General features: G+C 57.8%; 22 protein-coding genes and 2 pseudogenes. 19 read left to right on the top strand and 5 right to left on the bottom strand.

Annotated features, from left to right (window positions below; genetic code table 11):
- Nucleotides 1-2: 2 nt before the first annotated feature.
- The 4 genes and pseudogenes from traD to ATI02_RS04310 form a co-directional block, all read left to right on the top strand.
- On the top strand, nucleotides 3-2,108 hold the full coding sequence (gene traD, locus ATI02_RS04325; protein WP_100845524.1) for a type IV conjugative transfer system coupling protein TraD: 2,106 nt from the start codon (nucleotides 3-5) through the stop codon (nucleotides 2,106-2,108).
- Nucleotides 2,109-2,198: 90 nt separating this feature from the next.
- Nucleotides 2,199-2,789, top strand: a pseudogene (locus ATI02_RS04320) (TIGR03747 family integrating conjugative element membrane protein); the annotation flags it as partial.
- A gap of 55 nt (nucleotides 2,790-2,844) precedes the next feature.
- Complete coding sequence (locus tag ATI02_RS04315) at nucleotides 2,845-3,825, top strand: IS5 family transposase (protein ID WP_100845114.1); 981 nt, start codon at nucleotides 2,845-2,847, stop codon at nucleotides 3,823-3,825.
- A 147-nt stretch (nucleotides 3,826-3,972) separates the two neighbouring features.
- Nucleotides 3,973-4,125: pseudogene (locus tag ATI02_RS04310) on the top strand (IncC plasmid conjugative DNA transfer DtrJ family protein); the annotation flags it as partial.
- 30 nt (nucleotides 4,126-4,155) lie between these two features.
- Here ATI02_RS04310 and ATI02_RS04305 read toward each other — a convergent pair.
- Nucleotides 4,156-5,247, bottom strand: coding sequence for a hypothetical protein (locus ATI02_RS04305; RefSeq protein ID WP_100845522.1), 1,092 nt, complete (start codon nucleotides 5,245-5,247; stop codon nucleotides 4,156-4,158).
- Between the two features lie 114 nt (nucleotides 5,248-5,361).
- On the opposite strand from ATI02_RS04305, the gene ATI02_RS04300 reads away from it, so the two are divergent.
- From ATI02_RS04300 to ATI02_RS04260, 9 genes are read left to right on the top strand one after another with little or no spacing between them, the layout of a single operon-like run.
- Nucleotides 5,362-5,691: an integrative conjugative element protein, RAQPRD family gene (locus tag ATI02_RS04300; protein ID WP_100845521.1), complete on the top strand. Its 330-nt coding sequence runs from the start codon at nucleotides 5,362-5,364 to the stop codon at nucleotides 5,689-5,691.
- Nucleotides 5,688-5,927 carry a TIGR03758 family integrating conjugative element protein gene (locus tag ATI02_RS04295; RefSeq protein WP_012723194.1) on the top strand — a complete coding sequence of 80 codons (240 nt, stop codon included), beginning with the start codon at nucleotides 5,688-5,690 and terminating at the stop codon, nucleotides 5,925-5,927. The genes ATI02_RS04300 and ATI02_RS04295 overlap by 4 nt, the downstream gene beginning before the upstream one ends.
- Before the next feature lie 17 nt (nucleotides 5,928-5,944).
- A complete protein-coding gene (locus tag ATI02_RS04290) occupies nucleotides 5,945-6,316 on the top strand; it encodes a TIGR03745 family integrating conjugative element membrane protein (RefSeq protein ID WP_008075279.1) in 372 nt (123 codons plus the stop codon).
- A gap of 7 nt (nucleotides 6,317-6,323) precedes the next feature.
- The gene (locus tag ATI02_RS04285; RefSeq protein ID WP_100845520.1) at nucleotides 6,324-6,737 is read left to right on the top strand and encodes a TIGR03750 family conjugal transfer protein; all 414 of its coding nucleotides are present in this window, start codon (nucleotides 6,324-6,326) and stop codon (nucleotides 6,735-6,737) included.
- Nucleotides 6,734-7,375: a PFL_4703 family integrating conjugative element protein gene (locus tag ATI02_RS04280; protein ID WP_100845519.1), complete on the top strand. Its 642-nt coding sequence runs from the start codon at nucleotides 6,734-6,736 to the stop codon at nucleotides 7,373-7,375. Before ATI02_RS04285 ends, ATI02_RS04280 begins: the two co-directional genes overlap by 4 nt.
- Nucleotides 7,372-8,184, top strand: coding sequence for a TIGR03749 family integrating conjugative element protein (locus tag ATI02_RS04275; RefSeq protein ID WP_100845518.1), 813 nt, complete (start codon nucleotides 7,372-7,374; stop codon nucleotides 8,182-8,184). Before ATI02_RS04280 ends, ATI02_RS04275 begins: the two co-directional genes overlap by 4 nt.
- On the top strand, nucleotides 8,174-9,691 hold the full coding sequence (locus ATI02_RS04270) for a TIGR03752 family integrating conjugative element protein (RefSeq protein ID WP_100845517.1): 1,518 nt from the start codon (nucleotides 8,174-8,176) through the stop codon (nucleotides 9,689-9,691). The genes ATI02_RS04275 and ATI02_RS04270 overlap by 11 nt, the downstream gene beginning before the upstream one ends.
- The gene (locus ATI02_RS04265; protein ID WP_100845516.1) at nucleotides 9,654-10,070 is read left to right on the top strand and encodes a TIGR03751 family conjugal transfer lipoprotein; all 417 of its coding nucleotides are present in this window, start codon (nucleotides 9,654-9,656) and stop codon (nucleotides 10,068-10,070) included. The genes ATI02_RS04270 and ATI02_RS04265 overlap by 38 nt, the downstream gene beginning before the upstream one ends.
- A complete protein-coding gene (locus tag ATI02_RS04260) occupies nucleotides 10,070-12,829 on the top strand; it encodes a conjugative transfer ATPase (protein WP_100845515.1) in 2,760 nt (919 codons plus the stop codon). Before ATI02_RS04265 ends, ATI02_RS04260 begins: the two co-directional genes overlap by 1 nt.
- Nucleotide 12,830: 1 nt before the next feature.
- On the opposite strand, the gene tnpC is transcribed toward ATI02_RS04260, so the two are convergent.
- From tnpC to tnpA, 3 genes are all read right to left on the bottom strand, one after another.
- On the bottom strand, nucleotides 12,831-14,357 hold the full coding sequence (gene tnpC / locus ATI02_RS04255) for an IS66 family transposase (RefSeq protein ID WP_100845514.1): 1,527 nt from the start codon (nucleotides 14,355-14,357) through the stop codon (nucleotides 12,831-12,833).
- A 62-nt stretch (nucleotides 14,358-14,419) separates the two neighbouring features.
- Nucleotides 14,420-14,755, bottom strand: a complete 336-nt coding sequence (gene tnpB, locus ATI02_RS32560; RefSeq protein WP_157815127.1) for an IS66 family insertion sequence element accessory protein TnpB — start codon at nucleotides 14,753-14,755, stop codon at nucleotides 14,420-14,422.
- Nucleotides 14,752-15,069 (bottom strand): IS66-like element accessory protein TnpA, encoded by a 318-nt coding sequence (gene tnpA / locus ATI02_RS04245; RefSeq protein WP_100845513.1) that lies wholly within the window; start codon nucleotides 15,067-15,069, stop codon nucleotides 14,752-14,754. The genes tnpB and tnpA overlap by 4 nt, the downstream gene beginning before the upstream one ends.
- A 614-nt stretch (nucleotides 15,070-15,683) precedes the next feature.
- Between tnpA and ATI02_RS04235 the strand changes: the two genes are divergently transcribed.
- A protein-coding gene (locus ATI02_RS04235; RefSeq protein ID WP_095191983.1) for an IS3 family transposase occupies nucleotides 15,684-16,846 on the top strand; the annotation gives its coding sequence in 2 pieces (ribosomal slippage) (nucleotides 15,684-15,939 and nucleotides 15,939-16,846; 1,164 coding nt in all).
- Nucleotides 16,847-16,935: 89 nt separating this feature from the next.
- On the top strand, nucleotides 16,936-17,625 hold the full coding sequence (locus ATI02_RS04230) for a Shedu immune nuclease family protein (protein WP_100845511.1): 690 nt from the start codon (nucleotides 16,936-16,938) through the stop codon (nucleotides 17,623-17,625).
- 96 nt (nucleotides 17,626-17,721) lie between these two features.
- Here the strand turns inward: ATI02_RS04230 and ATI02_RS04225 are convergent, their stop codons facing one another.
- Nucleotides 17,722-17,979, bottom strand: coding sequence for a LasR-specific antiactivator QslA (locus ATI02_RS04225; protein WP_100845510.1), 258 nt, complete (start codon nucleotides 17,977-17,979; stop codon nucleotides 17,722-17,724).
- A 169-nt stretch (nucleotides 17,980-18,148) separates the two neighbouring features.
- On the opposite strand from ATI02_RS04225, the gene ATI02_RS04220 reads away from it, so the two are divergent.
- From ATI02_RS04220 to ATI02_RS04205, 4 genes are all read left to right on the top strand, one after another.
- On the top strand, nucleotides 18,149-18,403 hold the full coding sequence (locus ATI02_RS04220) for a helix-turn-helix domain-containing protein (RefSeq protein WP_100845509.1): 255 nt from the start codon (nucleotides 18,149-18,151) through the stop codon (nucleotides 18,401-18,403).
- Between the two features lie 105 nt (nucleotides 18,404-18,508).
- Nucleotides 18,509-19,465, top strand: a complete 957-nt coding sequence (locus ATI02_RS04215) for a TIGR03756 family integrating conjugative element protein (RefSeq protein ID WP_100845508.1) — start codon at nucleotides 18,509-18,511, stop codon at nucleotides 19,463-19,465.
- Nucleotides 19,462-20,844 carry an integrating conjugative element protein gene (locus ATI02_RS04210; RefSeq protein ID WP_100845507.1) on the top strand — a complete coding sequence of 461 codons (1,383 nt, stop codon included), beginning with the start codon at nucleotides 19,462-19,464 and terminating at the stop codon, nucleotides 20,842-20,844. The genes ATI02_RS04215 and ATI02_RS04210 overlap by 4 nt, the downstream gene beginning before the upstream one ends.
- 3 nt (nucleotides 20,845-20,847) lie before the next feature.
- Entirely contained in the window at nucleotides 20,848-21,156 is a 309-nt protein-coding gene (locus ATI02_RS04205; RefSeq protein WP_100845506.1) for a hypothetical protein, read from the top strand.
- Nucleotides 21,157-21,165 lie beyond the last annotated feature (9 nt).

Here is a 21,165-nt window from a genome sequence, read left to right as displayed (position 1 = left end):
TCATGGCCGAGCATGCGATGGAGTCCAAGCTCCGGCCAGCGGTGGAGCTGTACACCGTAGCGATCTGCATCGCTGCCGCGGTGTTGTGCGTGTACTCGCCCTGGGCTGTGGCCCTGTCACCCGAGATCGGACTGGTTGCAGCACTGGCCTATGCCCTGTTCGGCCTGATCCGCCTGCGACAAGCCTGGGAGGTGCTGCGTTATCGGCGCAATATCCGCCGGCTGCCTCGCTACCAACTGACCAGCCGGCAGATTCCGGTCAGCCGCAAGCGTCTTTTCATGGGCCGCGGCTTTCGCTGGACCCGCCTGCACACCCAACGTTTGGTCGAGGCCCAGGATCCGGCGGTCGCCCACTATGTCGACCAACCGACCTGTTACCGCCTGGCCCGTGGACTCGAACGGCGCCTGGAGCATGCACCGTTTCCCCTCTCGACACTGGCGCGTGTCACCGCCTGGAACAGTGCCTTCAATCCGTTGCGCCCTTTACCCCCGGTAGGCGGCTCGCCGCTGTTGCATGGGGTCGAGCCCGACGAAACGCTAGTCAGTCTGCCGCTGGGCGAAAGAGTCGGACACACCCTGGTGCTCGGCACGACCCGCGTCGGCAAGACGCGACTCGCCGAGGTGTACATCACCCAGGACATACACCGTGTGGAACACGAGGTAGTGATTGTCTTCGATCCGAAGGGCGATGCCGACCTGCTCAAGCGCATGTATGTCGAAGCCAAACGCGCCGGTCGGGAGAAGGAGTTTTATGTCTTCCATCTGGGGTGGCCAGAAATCTCTGCCCGCTACAACGCCGTGGGACGTTTCGGACGCATTTCTGAGGTGGCGTCTCGTATTGCTGGGCAGCTCAGTGGTGAAGGTAACTCTGCGGCCTTCCGTGAGTTCGCCTGGCGTTTCGTCAACATCATCGCCCGCGCACTGATCGAGCTGGGCCGACGTCCGGACTACCTGCAGATCCAGCGACATGTGGTCAACATCGACGCACTGTTCATCGAATACGCCCAGCAGTTTTTCGCCAAGTCCGACCCGAAAGCGTGGGAAGTGATCGTCCAGCTTGAAGGCAAGCTCACCGAGAAGAACATTCCCCGGCATATGGTGGGACGCGAAAAGCGTGTGGTGGCCATCGAGCAGTACCTGGCGGTGAAGCGGGTATTTGATCCGGTAATGGACGGACTGCGTTCAGCGGTGCGGTATGACCGCACCTACTTCGACAAAATCGTCGCCTCACTACTACCGCTGCTGGAGAAACTCACCACCGGCAAGACCGCCCAGTTACTGGCTCCCAACTACACCGATCTGGATGACCCACGGCCAATCTTCGACTGGATGCAGATCATCCGAAAACGCGGCATCGTCTACGTCGGTCTGGATGCGCTGACCGACGCCGAGGTGGCCGCCGCTGTGGGCAACTCCATGTTCGCCGACTTGGTCTCGGTCGCCGGACACATCTACAAACACGGCATCGACCATGGCCTGCCCCCATCGGGTAACAACAGTGACAAATTACCGATCAACCTCCACGCCGATGAATTCAACGAGCTGATGGGCGATGAGTTCATTCCGCTGATCAACAAGGGCGGTGGCGCTGGCATCCAGGTCACCGCCTACACCCAGACCCTCAGCGATATTGAAGCGCGCATCGGCAACAGAGCCAAGGCAGGCCAGGTCATCGGCAACTTCAATACTCTGCAGATGCTCCGCGTGCGCGAAACCGCCACCGCGGAGCTGCTCACCCAGCAGCTGCCCAAGGTCAACGTGCTAACCAGAACCCTGGTGTCGGGTGCCACCGACACCTCCGATCCAGAGGCCAACACGGACTTCACCTCGTCCTCACAGGACCGTGTCAGCAGCACCAGTGTGCCGCTGATCGAGCCTGCGCACATCGTCAGTTTGCCCAAGGGGCAAATGTTTTCCTTCCAGGCCGGTGGCCAGCTGTGGAAAGTCCGCATGCCGTTGCCAAAACCCTCCAACGACGATGCCATGCCCAAAGACCTGCAGGAGCTTACCCAGCGAATGCGGGCCACCTACAACGAGCAGGCAGGACAATGGTGGAGCGCAAGCGGTGGCGGCCCAACTACCAACTTCGATCTGGATCAGGTGGGGTAGCCCGGCCCCGCCACAGGTTTCGATTCAGCAAACACGTATTCGGCAGGCGCCGTGGCGGCATCAACTCAACGGTGCGCAATGGAGTAAACGATGGCGACTTCCGTCCAGAACACGCCGCCACAACGGATCCAGCGCCCGGGATTAATCGTCTCGGCGATTGGCTTGGTTTTACGCATCATCGGTTTGCTGATCGCCACCTTGCTATTCTCGATCCTCATCGAGTTCGCCGGTCTACTGCTGTTCTGGGGCGATCAGGGTTGGCAGCACAGCCAAGCCATGTTGACGAACGAACTGGGCTGGCTGAGTGAGTACTTCAAATCTTCTCTCATCCTCCAACAACCTGGACAGACGATTGTCCAATGGCTGGATTTTCTTAATCAGTGGCTGCTGATCAGGACTGGCTTCGCGGATTTTGCCCGGCAGGCGCGGGTGTCGAGCCTAGGCAACGGCTTTTGGAGCTGGACCAATCAGCTCTACGTGAGCATTGAGGATTTCGTACTGGCGGCGGTGTATGTGACCTTTACCTACGTGGTGCGACTGACCATTCTGGTCCTGGCCACCCCCCTATTTATGCTGGCCATGCTCACCGGTTTTGTGGATGGCCTGATGCGCCGAGACCTGCGAAAATTTGGCGCTGGGCGAGAGAGCAGTTTTGTCTATCACCGTGCTAAGGAAACTCTGAAGAAGACTTCCTGATTTTGGCAAAATACCGGGACTCCACCCGCCGAGCTTTCCGATGAAACAGATGACCTTCGCTGACGCCGAGTACGCAGGCAAGCGTAAGCAGACCCGCAAAGAGTTGTTCTTGATCGACATGGATCAGGTGGTGCCGTGGAACGGCTTGATCAAACTGATCGAGCCGTTCTACCCGAAGGGTGAAGGCGGTCGTCCGGCTTATCCGTTGATGACGATGCTGCGTGTACATTTGATGCAGAACTGGTTCGGTTACAGCGATCCAGCGATGGAGGAAGCGCTGTACGAGACCACCATCCTGCGGCAGTTCGCCGGGCTGAATCTGGAGCGTATTCCCGACGAAACCACCATCCTCAACTTCCGCCGACTGCTGGAGAAACACGAGCTGGCTGCCGGCATCCTGGCCGTGATCAATGGCTATCTGGGTGACCGAGGGTTGTCGTTGCGCCAAGGCACCATTGTCGATGCCACGCTGATCAATGCGCCCAGCTCGACCAAGAACAAGGACGGTAAACGCGATCCAGAAATGCACCAAACCAAGAAGGGCAACCAGTACTATTTCGGCATGAAAGCGCACATCGGTGTGGATGACGAGTCAGGTCTGGTGCACCGCGTGGTGGGCACAGCCGCCAACGTGGCGGATGTCACTCAGGTGGACAAATTGCTGCACGGTGCGGAGAACGTGGTCTGCGCCGATGCCGGTTATACCGGCGTCGAGAAACGTACCGAGCATGATGGGCGCGAGGTGATCTGGCAGATCGCGGCACGCCGCAGTACTTACAAAAAGCTGGGTAAGCGTAGCGCTCTATACAAAGCCAAGCGCAAGATCGAGAAGGCCAAGGCCCAGGTGCGCGCCAAAGTCGAGCACCCGTTTCGGGTGGTCAAGCGCCAGTTCGGTTTTGTGAAAACGCGCTTCCGTGGCCTGGCCAAAAACACCGCGCAACTGGTGACGCTATTCGCGCTGTCGAATCTGTGGATGGCACGCCGACATTTACTGACGAGTACAGGAGAGGTGCGCCTGTAATGTGGGAAATGACCGTTGCGAGGTGCTCGCGGCGGCTAAAAGCGCAGAAATACGCGGATGATCTGATCGTTTTGGTCGATTCGCCGTTTTCAAAATCAGCGGAGGCTGAAGTCAGCCAGAAAAGCGTGACTACTTCAGACCATCCCTAAGCGGGCAGTGACACCATTGCTAATCGTGCCCTGGATTATTTACCTATCACTGCCCTTTTCGCTCAACCCACTCGTTATTTTTGTACCGTGCGCCGCGATGCTTGGGGTAACAACGGCAATCACTGCGGCGACATTCAAGAAGTACCTTTAAAATTTTACGACTGCACTGTGGATCAATGCACTAGCTATGATTGGCATTGGAAATCGCCACTTTACAACCACTGGCGATTGTATCCACAAAATCCTTCAACATAGGCTGAATCCATTCCCCACGCTTCTGGTGTTCCGAAAATGGTTTTGAAAACATAAAATTGACCATATCTCTAGTCTGTTGCTCCGCATTTGGGCTCCCGAATTCGACTCCCATACTCTCGAAGTACGAATGTCTATGCTGAAGAACCTCTGCGAGTTTAGCGTCTAGCGTCTGTCCCACCAAAACATAACCGGCCTTTTCTTGATACTGTCGAGAGCCATCACACACTTGTAACATGTCGATATCCCCTAACCCTGACAAAGCCCCCTTTTTATTAAATTCGTTGAGATCAGCTAGAGCATCAGATATTGGACCGCTACCAATCGGCATTGCCTCGGGGTTATGCCGTGACTCTCGGATGATAGACCGTTCAACTCGACTCGCCAGCACAAACTTAACATACCCTGGGCTAAAGTATTTCAGTGGCAAATCATCGGGTATCTCACGATATGCAATACCCAAGGGAATTTTCACACCGAAAGGCGCCTTGAGATCAGTCCTCCAACTCCTCTCTTGAACTTGCTTAAAGTACTTTGTCAGATATAAGTCATCAGCACGGATTGCCACAAGACTCTCCACCAAATCCTCTATAGACTTAAAACCTACCCATGTCATACGTAGACCTGTACCAACGAAAAACACTTGTAGTTCTTCGAGTGCACATAACGCCTCTTCAGCCGTAATATTCCCACGACGTCCCATATGTTCATAGAGGGCTGCCGGCGTCACGGCCAAATACGTCTTGCGATCGCTCCAACCTGTTACAAACCTAGTGAACACAGTATATGACAATGCCTGCAGATCGCGGTTAGCATCAGTCAACCTGTGTTTAAAGGACTGAATAATACTATTATCTAGCACCAGATGCATCGGCCCTTCGAGTTCGTAACTTACTGCATACTTCCTTGCAAATGTCGCAGTTGACCTAAAGAATTGAAAAATCTCCTCATCAGAGCGCCCAGCCAGGCTCTCAGCAACTTCAACTACAACTCTATCCTTAATTCCTTCCAGCACTTCCATAGCCCCATAACGACAACTGAAATCAAAAACCGATCACACCCAGCTCGAATAATCTGCTGACGCTCTCTCTTCCCTCGGAGATCTTAATTCCAGACCAATGTCGGGACCAACAAAATGTCCGTTTTTCCTATTCGTTTTCTCATGCTCACTCTGATCGCGGCTCACAGCGACAGCTATGCAGCGGGAGAGCAGGAGCAGCAGCTCACTCTACTCATCCGACAGCTCGATACCCTCGACACGTTGGTACAACGGGCGTCACGTTTTGAAGCACCAGAATCAAATACACGTTATCGCTTTGACTACCCTCACCTGACTCACGATATCCAGCGCATTCGCCAAGGTGTGAAGGGCTATCTATCCCCTTCCCGCGCTCAACCCCGCGATCCCAGTGAACTGGTCGGTGATTACCGCCTCGACACTCCGCCCGCGGAGCCTTCGCCATGAGCATGACTGACGCCCAAACCTCAGCGTTCCAAAACGCCTCCGGTTTCTCCCCGCAGAGCAGCTCGACGCTCTGGCTATCCCTGGTTCTCGTTCTGGCATTGCTTTGGTGCGCCTGGGTGATGTGGACGGCTTACCGGGGATGGGCGACAGGCAGTGTGCGCTTCGGCGCGTTTGGCGGCAGTGCCGCGCGCGTGCTGCTCGCATTGTTGGTCCTGATGTTCTTCACCCTGTCCTAACCCAGGAGATCGCCGTCATGCTCAAGTGCCTTGTCCCCCTGAAAAACAACCTGCGTGATCGTACGAGCCAACGCTTGATCGGTCTGCTGCTGGTGCTCGGCCCAAGCCTGGCTTTAGCCGAACTACCGACTATGGAAGCTCCTTCACGCGGTGAAGGTTCCGGGTTGATCGAGACGATCAAAAACTACGCCTACGACGGCGGCATCCTGCTCGGCCTGCTGATCGCCCTGCTCGCTTTTCTCGGCGTGGCTTGGCACTCGCTGACCGTCTATGCCGACGTGCAGAACCAACGCAAGACTTGGAAGGACCTCGGCGCGGTGGTCGGCATCGGTGCTCTGTTGGTGGTGATCATCATCTGGTTCCTGACCAAGGCTGCCGCGATTTTGTGAGGTCGGCATGAACGATACTATCGAGCGTCTTGCCGACGGCACCTTGGTTTTTCTGCCCGAGCGACTTAATCGCGATCCTGCCGTATTGCGTGGTTTGACCAATGATGAGATGTGGGTGGCGCTCGGTGTCGGCGCACTCGTCGGCCTGGTGCTGGGTGTTCCTCTGGCGATCGCCACCGCCTCCATTGCCGTGGCGCCGACCAGCATGATCGCAAGCATGGCCGTGGTGTTATTTGCCGGTGGCACGCTACTGCGTCGGGCCAAACGGGCTCGACCCGAGACCTGGTTGTACCGCAAGCTCGAATGGATACTCACCAGCCGTTGGCGCCTGGGTCGCGGAAGTTTGATCCTGCACTCCGGCGCTTGGACGGTTCGCAGCTCACGTCGACTGCGCCCTGCCCTGTCCCGGTGGGAGCCATGAGTCGTTTTCGGAACAAGGTGGATGCCCAGCAGGCCCACATCTTCAGCCTGCGTCTGGCGGTAATGATCCTCGCCCTCGTCTGTGCCGGACTTTGGTATGGCTGGCGCTCGGCACCGACCGATCTGACCGTGCATGTACCCCCGGATCTGCGCTCGGGCAGCACGCGCAAGTGGTGGGATATCCCCTCAGAGAATGTCTATGCCTTTGCCCTGTACATCTTCGGCCAACTCAACCGCTGGCCCTCGGATGGCGAGCAGGATTATCGCCGCGCCATCTATGGCTTGCAGTCCTACCTGACCCCCGCCTGCAAGGCCTTCCTCGACGGCGATTACGAGTACCGCAAGGCCGCAGGTGAGCTGCGCCAGCGGGTACGTGGGGTCTACGAAATTCTCGGCCGAGGTTACAGCGAGGATCCGGCACTCAGGGTCAAGCAACTCGACCGCGACAGCTGGCTGGTCAAGCTCGACCTCAATGCCGATGAGTATTACGCCGCCGAACCGGTGAAACGGGTGGTGGTGCGTTATCCATTACGCGTGGTGCGTTTCGACCTGGATCCCGAACGCAATAAGTGGGGGCTGGCGCTGGATTGTTATCAGGGCACGCCGCAAAAAATCGCCCTGCCTGGAGGTGAGCCATGAAGCGGATGTCTACCCTGGGACTCACCGTCGCACTAACGCTGTGGGGAGTCGCGGTACAGGCCGTCGAGCTGATGCATTGGGAACGCCTCCCCCTCGCGGTCCCGCTGGTGATCAATCAGGAGCGAGTGGTCTTTGTCGATGAGGCTGTTCGCGTCGGCGTGCCCTCAACCTTGACGGGCAAGCTGCGCGTGCAATCAACCGGTGGCACGCTGTACCTGCGCGCGTCGGAAGCCATTGCCCCGAGCCGCCTGCAACTGCAATCAGTCACGACAGGCGAGATCATCCTGCTGGATATCGCGGTCACGCCTGGCGATCAACCGCTGGAGCCCGTGCGTATTCTCAAGAATGCTCAGGTGCAGGCTACCGAGACGGAATCTAGCACTGTCCCTATTCCAGAACGCACGCCGATCCCAGTCGCGTTGACGCGCTACGCCGCGCAAAGCCTGTACGCGCCGCTGCGCACTGTGGAGTCCCTGCCCGGTGTACACCGCGTCCCGTTCAAGCCGCGCACCGAACTGCCAACCCTGCTGCCGACCGAAAACGTATCCAGCACACCCATCGCCGCATGGCGACTCGGTGATTACTGGGTGACGGCGGTGAAGTTGCGCAATCGTGGTTCAGCGACGGTGCAACTCGACCCGCGTCGGCTTCAGGCCACGCTGTTCGCCGCGGCCTTCCAGCATGCTTTCCTCGGACCGGTCGGCAGCGCTGAAGACACCACGATGGCCTACCTCGTCACCCGCGGTGCTGGCCTCGAACACGCCGTGCTGCTTCCGCCCGTTGCGCGAGGTGCTGGCGATGAAGGCTAACGCATTGCTCAAATGGCTGGTACCAGCTGCGCTGCTGGCCGTAGTGTTGATCATCCTGAAAACCTGGGTCGCGGGTGGCAGCACGCCCTCTCCTGAGAACCCGATTGATCAGGGCAATATTCAGTTATCCGCCGAGCAAGCCAAGTCGCTCGGCATTGCGGGCGACACCCCGCGCGACACGGTCGCCACCCTGGTCGGCCAGGTGAAGGCCATGCGCAGCGATATGCTCGGCTTGAAGAAACACAACGATTCGCTGCAGACGGAAAACAACCGTCTGCGCGAACGGGAGAACAGTGTCGATTCGCGCATCCAGACCGCCCTCGGCAGCGTGACCCAACAGGTCGACGAGGGCCGTCGACAAGCCAATGAGGCCCGGCTCAAAGCGGAACAAGACAGCCGCCAGGCCCGTGGTCTGCTGACGCAATTGCAGGACCAGTTGTCGGGGCTGACCGGCAAAGGTAAGGACATACCAATCGGATTGGGGCTTGAGCCGGGCGACGGCGCTCAGTTCGACGGGCAGTACTCTGCCAATGATGCACTGCAGTGGATTGAACCCTCGGATGCTCGACCCACCGACGCCCGAGACAAAACCAAGAGCTCCTCTGCATTGAGTCTGCCTACCGCCTTCAACTCCCTGGAAGGCTTGAAAGACAATGCGATTGATCGCAGCCAGAAACAGCTACGCGCCGTCACCAAGGGTGAGCGTGACCCGACGCGATCCGTTGATCGTACCGAAGGCGCGAAGCCGGTCTACACCATTCCTGAAAACGCGACATTGATGGGCTCGGTCGCCATGACCGCGCTGATCGGCCGGGTCCCGGTGGACGGCACCGTGAATGATCCCTATCCCTTCAAGGTGCTGGTCGGCCCGGAGAACCTGACGGCCAACGGCATCGACCTGCCGGACGTCGCAGGTGCCGTGATGAGCGGCACGGCGTCCGGTGACTGGACCCTGTCCTGCGTGCGTGGTCAGGTCGAGTCAATCACCTTTGTGTTTACCGATGGCACCATCCGTACTGTGCCTCAGCCGAAGGCGGTAGCCAGCCGCAATGCCTCCACCACCCAGAGCTCAAACACCGACAAGATCCGCGGTGGACTCGGTTACCTGTCCGATCCGTATGGCATCCCGTGCATCGCTGGCGAGCGCCGCTCGAACGCCCAGCAGTACCTCGGCAGCCAGAGCCTGATCACTGCAGCCGGCGCCGGTGTCGCCGCCTTGCTCGGGGATGAGCAGAACAACAGCAGCGTGATCAGTTCGGGCGGCAGTACGCTCGGGGTTACCAACAGCACGGGCAACAGCGCGCTGAATTCAATTCTCAGTGGTGGGGTCAGCGACATCCGCGAGTGGGTCAACAAACTGTATGGCGAAGCCTTCGCTGCCGTGTACGTGCCACCGGCCGCCCAGGTCGCACTGCACCTCGACCATGAGATCACTATCGACTACGAGCCCAGGGGCCGGAGCGTTCGCCATGAAAAAGACCATGCTTCTCTGTCTGACCTGGATTAGCTTGATCTGCTGGGTCCTGACGGGGTGTTCCACCGACAAGGAGACGCTTTTGCCCCATGGCGAGCAAACCATGCTGGACATCTGGAACGGTGCCGGTTCGCAAGGCACTCAGCAGCAACTGCTGGATGCTCGGCAGCAGTTACGCCGCCCGTTGACTCAAGCAGATTTCTCCGTTGCTCTCCAGGAACCGTACACGCGTACAGCGACGAACGAGATCCGCAATTTGTTCCCTCGCCTGCCCAATCCCGATCTAGTGCTGTACGTGTATCCGCATTTGAGTGGTACCGAGCAGGCACCGGTTCCGGGTTATTCGACAGTCTTTCCGTTTTACCAGCGCGTGCAGTACGCGCTGCCCGGTGAACGTCAGGAAGACTTGTGATGCGAACCGGTGCTCACGCGTGGAAAACCTGGCGCAACCCATTGCGCCCTCGCGCAACCTTGGCCGATGAAGCCACACTCTATGCGCACAACCCCAGCTTCACCGATCACCTGCCTTGGGTCGAATACCTCGACACCGAGCAGTGTTTCCTGCTCGATGACAATCGCTCAGTAGGTGCGGTGTTCGAGTTACTGCCCATCGGCACCGAAGGGCGCGAACCTGACTGGCTGATGGCGGCTCGTGATGCCCTCGAGGATGCCCTGCAGGATAGCTTTGACGAGTTGGATCAAGCGCCTTGGATAGCGCAGTTTTTCTGCCAGGACGACAACGACTTCACCCCCTATCTGACCCGACTCACCGACTATATCCGGGACAGCGCGCGAGGTACGGTCTTCACCCAGGCATATTTGGAGCTCAGCCGTCGTCATCTGAGGGCCATCACCAAGCCCGGTGGTCTGTTTGAGGATAAGGTGGTTACGCACCTATCCTGGCGTGGCAATAACCGACGGGTGCGCCTGGTGATCTATCGCTGGCTTGAGTCTGACGCTGAGGAGACGGGACTCACCCCGGTGCAATCCCTGCAACAGGCTTGCGAACGTATCGCGGCTTCATTGAAGGCGTGCGGGGTGCAATCGACGCGAGTCGATGGCCGCGGTCTTTATACCTGGTTAGTGCCCTGGTTCAATCCTGCGCCCACGCTCACCAATGAAGCCCCCGAGGAGTTCTATCACCGTGTCGCCTATCCGGAGTCGGGCAATGGCGAGTCACTGGAACTGCCCTTCGATCATGACTTTGCCGAGCGGCTGTTCTTCAACGAACCGCGTTCGGATGTGCAGCACGGACTCTGGTTTTTTGACGATCAGCCACACCGGGTCATGGTAGTGGATAAGCTGCGCCGGGCGCCCATGATTGGTCAACTCACCGGAGAAACCCGCAAGGGCGACGCGGTGAATGCCCTGTTCGACCAGTTACCCGAAGGTACGGTGATGAGTCTGACCTTGGTGGTCAAGCCCCAAGATGTACTTGAGGATCAGTTGAACCGCCTGGCGCGCAAAGCCATCGGTGAAAACCTGGCCTCGACCCAGACCCGTCAGGATGTCGAAGAGGCCCGCGCGATCATCGGTCGTCAGCACAAGCTGTACCGAGGAGCCCTCGCGTTTTACCTGCGCGGTCACGATGAGCAGCAATTGCATCAGCGCTCGGTTAGCCTGGCCAACGCGCTGCTGGGGGCGGGCCTGCAACCGGTACGCGAAGGCGATGAAGTCGCCGCCTGCAACAGCTACCTGCGTTGGTTGCCGATGGCCTACAACCCGGCCCGCGACACGCGCAACTGGTACACCCGCCTGATGTTTGTTCAACACCTGGCGAACCTGGTTCCGGTGTGGGGGCGCAGCACCGGCACCGGCCACCCAGGTATCACCCTGTTCAATCGTGGTGGCTCGCCGTTGAGCTTTGATCCGCTGTCACGTCTGGACCGGGCCATGAACGGCCATCTGCTGTTGTTCGGCCCGACCGGCGCCGGCAAGTCGGCGACCCTGGTCACCCTGCTGATGCAGGTCATGGCGGTGTACCGCCCTCGCTTATTTATCGTCGAGGCCGGCAATTCGTTTGGCTTGCAGGGTGACTACTTCGCGACACAGGGCTTGTCGGTCAACAAGGTCCAGTTGAAACCTGGCGCCTCGGTCAGCCTTGCGCCCTTCGCCGATGCCTGGCGCCTGGTCGAGCAACCGGATCAGGTGGCGAGTCTGTCGATTGATGAGCTGGACGATGAGGCGGTAGCCAATCGCGAAGACCAGCGCGATGTTCTCGGTGAACTGGAAATCACCGCCCGATTGATGATCACCGGCGGCGAGGCCAAGGAAGAAGCTCGCCTGAGTCGAGCCGATCGCAGCTTGATCCGCGAATGCATTCTGGATGCGGCGCAGTCCTGTGTCGCGGCAGGTCGCCAGGTCCTGACCCGCGACGTGCGCGACGCCTTGCTGCGCGTCGCCGCTGACACGCACTTGCCGGAGAAACGCCGCGAGCGTGCCCAGGAAATGGGTGAGTCCATCGACCTTTTTTGCCAGGGTTTCGAGGGTGCACTATTCGATCGCGAGGGCACGCCTTGGCCCGAGAGCGATGTGACCATTGTCGATCTCGCCACGTACGCTCGCGAAGGCTACGAAGCCCAGATGTCCATTAGCTACATCAGCCTGATGAACACCGTGAACAACCTCGCCGAGCGCGACCAGTACCTGGGCCGACCGATTATCATGGTCACCGATGAGGGCCATATCATCACCAAAAACCCGCTGCTGGCGCCCTTCGTGGTCAAGGGCACGAAGATGTGGCGCAAGCTTGGCGCATGGTTCTGGCTGGCAACCCAGAACCTTGCTGACTTTCCAGCTGCCGCGCAGACCATGCTCAACATGATTGAGTGGTGGATTTGCTTGAACATGCCGCCAGCGGAGATAGAGGAGATCGCCCGCTTCAAGAAGCTCACGCCAGCGCAAAAGGCCTTGTTGCTTTCCGCCAGCAAGGAACCAGGTAAATACACCGAAGGGGTCGTGCTATCGAAGAAGCTCGAAACGCTGTTTCGCGCCGTACCGCCTAGCCTCTATCTCGCGCTGGCCATGACGGAGCCGGAGGAAAAAGCCGAACGGTGGGCATTGATGCAGGAGAGCGGATGCACAGAGTTGGAAGCGGCTTACAGGGTAGGTGAGAGGATCGATAGTTGGCGTGGAATAGAGGTAAGCGTCTGCCCAACACACCTTGCATAAGTCAGGCGGGCACCCACTGATGCGGCAGTAACTGGCCGATCTCACTCGCCCGCTGCGTTGGCAACCGAGTGAGCACATCTTTGAGATAGGCATACGGATCATGCCCATTCATGCGCGCCGACTGGATCAAACTCATGATTGCCGCCGCCCGCTTACCGCTGCGTAGTGATCCGGCGAACAACCAATTCGAGCGTCCAAGAGCCCACGGCCGTATCTGGTTTTCGACCGCGTTATTATCTATGGGCACTGCGCCGTCCTCGATATATCGAGCCAGTGCGCCCCAGCGCTTTAGGCTGTAATTCAGTGCTTTGGCGATAGCCGATCCTTCGGGCACAAGATCGCGCTGGGCCAGCATCCAGGTATGTAGTGCATTGAGTATTGGCGCCGCTTTTTCCTGACGTATTCTCCAGCGATTTTCGTCGGTCATGTCCCGCGCTTGCCGTTCGATTTCGTACAACCCGCCAATCGAGTGAAGCGCCTGTTCGGCCAGTTGGCTTTTGTTGGTCGCATGCAGATCGAAGAACTTACGGCGGGCATGCGCCATGCAGCCGATTTCAGTGATGCCTTGCTGGAAGCTTGCTTTGTAGCAAGCGAAATCGTCGCACACCAACTTGCCATTCCACTGGCCAAGGAAGTTACGCGCATGTTCGCCCGCACGGCTCGGGCTGAAGTCATAAACCACTGCCTTGAGCGCTGAAAACGGCGTAGTGCAGTAGGCCCAAACGTAGGCACGATGGGTCTTCTTCTGGCCCGGCGCGAGCATCTGCACTGGCGTTTCGTCAGCGTGGATCACGCCTTGGGCAAGTACCGTTTCGCGTAACGCATCGACCAGCGGCTGGAGCTGCACGCCGGTTTGGCCAACCCATTGCGCCAGTGTCGAGCGAGCAATAGCCAGGCCGGCACGGCCAAAGATTTTCTCTTGCCGATACAGCGGCAAATGGTCAGCGAACTTGGCCACCATCACATGAGCCAACAGGCCTGCGGTCGGGATTCCTTTGTCGATCACTTGCGCCGGCACTGGTGCCTGGATAAGCGTTTCACACTCGCGGCAGACCCATTTTCCACGTACGTGTTGCTCGACCGTGAACACGCCCGGCGTGTAATCCAACTTCTCGCTGACGTCTTCGCCGACGCGCTGTAGCTGGCAGCCGCACGCGCACTGGGTGTTCTCAGGTTCGTGGCGGATCACCGTGCGTGGAAACTGCGGTGGCAACGGTGCACGCTTGGGCTGCTGACGCGGTTCGGCCGGTGCCGCAGGCGGGTTGACCGCCTTTAACTCAGCCTCGATTGCTGCGATATCAGTATCAAGCAGGTCGTCGAGCAGGCTGCCCTGATCAGGGCTAAGTTGCTCGCTGCGCTTGGCGAACTTGTGCCGTTTGAGCAGTGCGATTTCGTGGGTGAGCTGTTCGTTGACCGTTTCGATCCGCTGGATCTTCTTGCCCATCGTGTCGACCTGCGACAGCAACTGCGCAGCGAGTGCACGCAGTTGGTCGGGGGTCATGTGATCGATATTGGGCGAGGAAGTCATGCCCTGGATTTTACCAAAGCAGGCCGCTTGAGGCAGTAAGCCAAGGCGCTAATTACAGCCTTTTAAAGCAGTGTGATTGCGCCACCAGCTCCAACCCTTTGCCAAGGTAAACCGAGCACCAAGGCCTGAAGTTGCTCGTTATCCAGCTCCATTTCACAGCCTTGTCGAATACCAGGCCAATGAAATTTACCTTGGTTCAACCGACGTGCAGCCAGCCAGACGCCAATCCCGTCATGCACCAGAACTTTCATGCGGGTAGCGCGACGATTGGCAAACAGATAAGCGCAGTGCGGCTTCGCCGCACCGAACACCCCAATCACTCTGGCCAGCGCTGTTTCAGTGCCAGCACGCATGTCCATGGGTTCGGTGGCGAGCCAGATGGCATCGATGCGAATCATTGTGTGAGCCCACGGACAAAGCGGGCGCATCCTTCAGGATCAGAAGTTGGCCATTTCACTGTGATCGATTGATCGCCAAACGGCAGATCGATGACCGCCGCCGTTTCAGTCGGCCGCTTTGGCGTAGATTTCACTGGAATAAAAGCAGGTAGCACCGCTGGCGGCTGATCCCGGTACAGCGGCATCCACTTTCGAATTACGTTGGCGTTGATGCCATGGCTGATGGCGACGCCGGAGATGGTCGCGCCTGGTTGCAGGCATTCCTGAACAACCTGGGCTTTGAACGATTTGGGATAAGAGCTTCGTTGGCGCATGGAATTCCTGACGTTAAGGGCTATAGCGTCCGCTTAAAAATACGCGGACACCATCGTCCTTAATGATGGAGTTCGGAAGGTGTGTTCACCGGCCCCTTACGAATAGAGCAAAAAAAGTAGGTGGTAAAAATTGCCCGCTCCGCTTTATGCGATCTACGAAGAATACCTCTCCCTTGCTTAAACATTCGGATAACAGCTGGGCAGTGAGTTTGCTCATGTACACATCACACGATGTCGATAGCGGTATAGTCAGCGAAACAAGCCGGTAAGGGGCAGCCTCAATTGAACATCATCATAAAAAATGGTGTAAATTTTACGCCATTCGGTGCCAGATCTAGTCGCAGAGGATAATAAATTGGCTGACCCACAAAATGTGCCCCAACAAATCCGCCGCATTTCGGCCGCGACTAAGCGCGAAGCCTTTAGGCGCTCAGGTAATCAATGTGCGTTTCCTGGATGTGAAGCTTCCCTGCTTAGCCCAAATGGCGCGATCGTTGGAGAGTTTTGCAACATAGAATCACTATCCTCTGGTGGTCCTCGCTATAATGCCTGTAGTGGTCTAATGAAACCGGACACCCATTTAGGCGAGAATGCTCGCCAGATAGAGGTGTCTGATGACCAAACAACGTCGTTCTTTTTCCGCTGAATTCAAACGCGAGGCCGCAGGCCTCGTGCTCGATCAAGGCTATAGCCATATCGAAGCCAGCCGCTCGCTTGGTGTGGTTGAGTCCGCGTTGCGCCGCTGGGTTAATCAGCTTCAGCAGGAGCGCACTGGCGTTACTCCGCAGAGTAAAGCGCTGACGCCAGAGCAACAGAAAATCCAGGAATTGGAAGCTCGAATCGCTCGACTTGAGCGGGAGAAATCCATTTTAAAAAAGGCTACCGCGCTCTTGATGTCGGAAGAGCACGAGCGCACGCGCTGATTGATCAACTGAGCCCCCAAGAGCCGGTTGATTGGCTTTGCGCAGTCTTTGACGTCACTCGTTCGTGTTACTACGCCCATCGTCTCAGGCGCCGAACTCCAGACGTTGAGCGGCTTCGGTTGCGCAGCCGGGTTAACGAACTGTTTACGCAAAGTCGAAGCGCCGCCGGTAGCCGCAGCATCGTGTCGATGATGCAGGAAGACGGCGAGCAAATTGGGCGGTTCAAGGTGCGAGGCCTGATGCGGGAACTGGAGTTGGTCAGTAAACAACCTGGATCACATGCCTACAAACAAGCGACGGTTGAGCGGCCTGACATTCCGAACATATTGAATCGAGAGTTTGATGTGCCGGCGCCGAATCAGGTCTGGTGTGGCGACATCACCTACATCTGGGCTCAAGGGAAATGGCATTACCTGGCTGTCGTTATGGATCTTTACGCGCGCCGAGTGGTGGGCTGGGCGCTGTCGAACAAGCCGGATGCGGATCTGGTCATCAAGGCGTTGGACATGGCTTACGAACAGCGTGGCAGGCCTCAAGGGCTTCTGTTTCACTCGGATCAGGGCTCGCAATATGGCAGTCGCCAGTTTCGCCAACGGCTCTGGCGTTACCGCATGCGCCAAAGCATGAGCCGTCGTGGAAACTGCTGGGATAACGCGCCGATGGAGCGTGTGTTTCGCAGCTTGAAAACTGAATGGATACCGACCGTGGGCTACATGACAGCTCAAGAAGCGCACCGCGACATCAGTCATTACCTGATGCATCGGTACAACTGGATTAGACCGCACCAATTCAACAACGGACTGGCCCCAGCTCAGGCCGAGAAAAAACTTAACGTCGTGTCCGGGATTAGTTGACCACTACAGCCCAATCTACCGCGCAAGAGCGCTTAGGTTTAGATAACCTTCTTGTACTCTGCCCTACTCACCACCGTTTGATAGATGCAATGCCTGACCTTTACACCATCGGATGGCTGCGTCAGATACGCGAAGGTTACGAGACCGCACTCGATGAAACGCGTTCAGAACAGGCTCCATTGGTACCTCGCCTTGAACCGGCAGCGCTTCGCACTTTCAAAGAGGCCATCTCTTTTTGGGAAAAGAATTCGACTAACCAAGATGAGGAGTTTTGGCAAAACTTCTTCAATACCAATCCGTTTGTGCTGGCCCAAGCATTCCCTGATAGCCTTTTAAAACTTAAGGACAAGTGCTATATGGGAGGGAAAGATATATCCAACCAAAATGGCAACTTAATCGACTTCCTGTACAGATCTAGCACAACCAAAAACGTAGTTCTTATTGAGATCAAGACGCCAGCGATGCGTTTGCTTGGAAGACAATATCGCGGAAATGCTTATTCAATTTCCGAGCAGCTTTCCGGTTCGATTGTACAAGTCCTAAACTATCGCGAGGAACTACTTAAAAGTTATTACATGCTCGCTGGGAACAGTCCTGATCGGTTCAATGCTTCTGCCCCAAGGTGTGTAGTCCTCGGCGGAAGCCTTTTAGGCGAGGAGATGGACACTACTCAGCGCCGCTCATTCGAGCTATTTAGGTGGTCCCAGCACACAACTGTGCTTACATACGATGAGCTGTTCGCGAAGCTCAGGGACATCGTGGATCTGGGCGAGACATGAGAGTATTACGGATGGCTGCCCCGGTCTATTTGCGGCCTGACTTCTCTGCCGCGATCACGTACGGGGCAAACCGATGCGGCGATTACCAATAAAGGATCAGCGACAATCCCCAAGAAGCCGCTGCTGAATCCTCAACAGGAATCCGGCTTCAAAGGCATCCTGGTAGTCACCGACAGGAAAGGTTTTGCGCGCTTGCGCCAACTCCCACCACAGTGGAATCTCGCCGGGCATATCAAGCCAAGCCTGAGCGCATTGCACGCCACGTTCGATCATCGGGGCAAATTCGTTGCCCCAAGGCGTCAGAAGACTTGGGCTACCATCCGCCGCAGGAATTGAAATGTAGTTTTCGTCCATACACACCCTAAATTTCTGATTTTTTGTTAGACGCTGGGCCCAGCTTCGAAAAGCTTAACGACACCAAATGAACGCTCGATAACAGACATGAACACCAAATGGCCTAGATCAATGCCAATGTAGACTATATCCCGTGGATTGAGAGTCCCTCAAGGCGCAATTTGCGCGCATGACTCAAGACTACGAACAGCTTCGTTTGCAGCTGGCGGAAAACATCCGTTTGATGCGACGCGTGAAAAACCTTACCCAAGAGCAGCTGGCGCTCATGGCCGAGGTGGATCGCACCTACGTCAGTCAAATCGAACGATGCACGGGCAATCCGTCGCTGTTGGTCCTGTGCAAGCTCGCCAATATTTTCGAAATTACCGCAGATCAGTTACTTGTGGAACCCGATAGCCTGCGCAGCGCCCTTCACGTCAAATAATAGTCTCACGTCTCACAAACCCGATAGATCCGCCTTCATAATTTCCACTGACAGTCTTCAGCCCCTAACCGAACCTGCCCAGGCCATACACCGAGAGCCTGGATCATGCCTGTTGCCTGCTCGTCAATCCCGCCCACAAAGCTACGGCCCTTGGCGCTGAGCCTCCTGCTGGCGTGCGGCCCAAGCATGGCGCTGGACACCGGCAGCATCACGTCCTCCGTGCTTTCGCCAAACTGTCTCGAATACCGGGTCGTCGGCATTTGTTTCTGGCTGCTCTGCACGCCCTTCGGCTGCACAGTCAAAACCTCAACCAAGGTTCATCATTTCATTCCTGAACAGGTGGTCTCGAGCTACGCCACCACCGGCAGTAACCCCTGGACCGAGATGGCCACCCTCTCCGCTCCCATCAGTGGTGCGGAAGGTGGCGGTAACCTGATCACGCCGAATACCCAGCGCGACAACCTACCCCGCTTCAAGAACGTCGATGGCATCGGTCACCCCGGTGGCTGGGTCGCCACACAACTGGCCTCGCAATCCGGCTACGCCTGCGCCAGCGGCGCTACTGCGTTCATGCCCTACTACCTGAGCACCCTGGACTCACTGGCCTGGCGCCATGGCATTCCGGAAAGTCTTTACCCCGAGTCGCTTATACCGGGGATCCGTGAAATTGGTCGCCAGGCTTCGGGAAACATGTGGGGCAACGTCTATCCTCGGCAGGGCTTTCTCGTGCAGCCCGACGACTTCAAAGCCGCTGCAGTCATGGCACAACGGGCCGGCGATGTGATTACCCGCAACTGGCAGCCGCATGTGTACTTACCGCTCACGCCCGCCAAACGAGACGGCTACTGGCCGCCTGGCCCGATCGTTGAAAACGACGCCTCGACCCACAAATGGCAATTGCTCTACCCCCAGGTTCAACCGACTTGCGCCATCTTCCCCAGTGATCCGGTACAGAGCGCGGATGGCGGCTACGCCTGGTCGCTGTGGCGTCCCTATAGCTGTTGCAAACGAGAGGGACAGACCTTCCTGTTCAGCATCGACTTCGAAGGAGGTGCTTCATGAGTCGGCTTCTCGCACGACCCTGGTTGGGCGTGATGAGTCTGTTGCTCTGTGGACTGCTCGCCATGGCCACGCATGCCTACGCCGCCGAGGGCAATTACCGCCTGGGTACTCAAGGCGAAGTGCTCGACGACCGGGTGATGTACACCATCGGTGGCGGCTCGGCAGTCGGCTCACCGAGCTCGCTCTACCGACCTAGCGGTCTCGGGGTCGGCGGGTCCTGGCGAGCAAACATGATGTGCGGAAACATGAGCCTCACCAATACTCTGCAAAACCAGCTGAACGGCGCCACCGAAGGTTTCCAGCAGATCATGGGCAGCGTCGTGCAGAACGCGACCCAAGCGGTGATGTCTCTGCCGGCGTTGATCATCCAGCGCGCCAACCCCGGTCTCTATGAGTTGCTCAGTAACGGGGTGATGCAAGGCCGTATCGACTTCGATCGCTCCAAACTGACCTGCCAAGCCATGGCCGAGAAGATGGCGGACAAGGTCGGTCAAGCCGGTTGGGGTGCGCTGGCCAAGAACCAGGAGATGCAGGGCAATCTGGAGCAAACCGGCGGTGATGCGGTGGCAGCGGTGAAAAACACCGAAGCCCATAACGGCAACAATGGGGTGTCCTGGGTCGGCGGTTCAAAGGCCGGAGGTAACGGACAGACGCCCATTCGGGTGACCGCCGACGTGGTCCGCGCAGGATATAACCTGCTGCATAACCGTACGGTGGATGACAGTGCCTCGATCAGTAGCAGTGATTGCCTGGGAGGGGCTATTTGTCAGACATGGGCTTCGCCCCAAGAGGAGTCCGACTGGGCCGTTCGGGTGTTGGGCGAGAGCGAAGTCGCGACCTGCGACAGCTGCGAAACTCTGCGTGCGACCGCTGGCAGCGGACTGACGCCGCTGATCCAGGAGGCCTATAACGAGCGCCTCAAGGCCCTGCAAGGGCTGTTGTCTGGCTCTCTGCCGCCTACCCCTGACAACTTGGCGAAAGCCTCCAGCCCGATGCTGCCGGTGACTCGTGGCGTGGTTGAAGCCCTGCGCGACGATCCCGATCAGGATCTGTTGGCACGGCGCCTGGCCAGTGAGACGGCCTTGTCCAGCGTGCTCGACAAAGCGTTGCTGCTACTGCGCACCCTGCTGGCGGGCAGTCACGAGCCGAACATCGCTTCCGCCGAACCGGCCCAAACCGCCTTGACGAAAAACATCGACGCTCTGGAGCGTGAAATCCGCCTGCTGCAGACAGAACTGCAGGTCCGGCAGATGCTGACCACCAATACCGCCAGCCTGGTGCTCGATCGGCATGCCGGCGGTGCTGATGCTTCGCGCACCGTCGAGCAAGGCGACCCCGAGCCCGGTCGACTCAATGATGCTGACGCCAGGCGCAAGTGAGCCATGAAACGCTCACCGCTATTCACTTTGCTTTCGAGTCTGGGGATTGCCGCAGTGATGATCCTGACCGCCGCACTGGTCGCATGGATCGGCCGCGCTGCGCTGGGTAGTTTCGAGGCCTGGCAGCAGGCATTCGAATCCGTACGACCCTATCTGCGGGGGTGGCGTGCCCTGCTCTACGGCGCCCTCTTTGCGCTCTGGTGGGATCTGCTTCAGCGCTACCGATATCGACCCCAGGATCGACTGCGCGTGAAACGCATCGGGACATTAGGGCTCGTGCTCTTTACCTGCGTCGAACTCACCCGACTGTGAGGTCACCAC

Source organism: Pseudomonas baetica, assembly GCF_002813455.1.
In the GTDB taxonomy this organism is placed as follows: domain Bacteria; phylum Pseudomonadota; class Gammaproteobacteria; order Pseudomonadales; family Pseudomonadaceae; genus Aquipseudomonas; species Aquipseudomonas baetica.
This window is presented reverse-complemented; position numbering and strand designations above follow the sequence as displayed.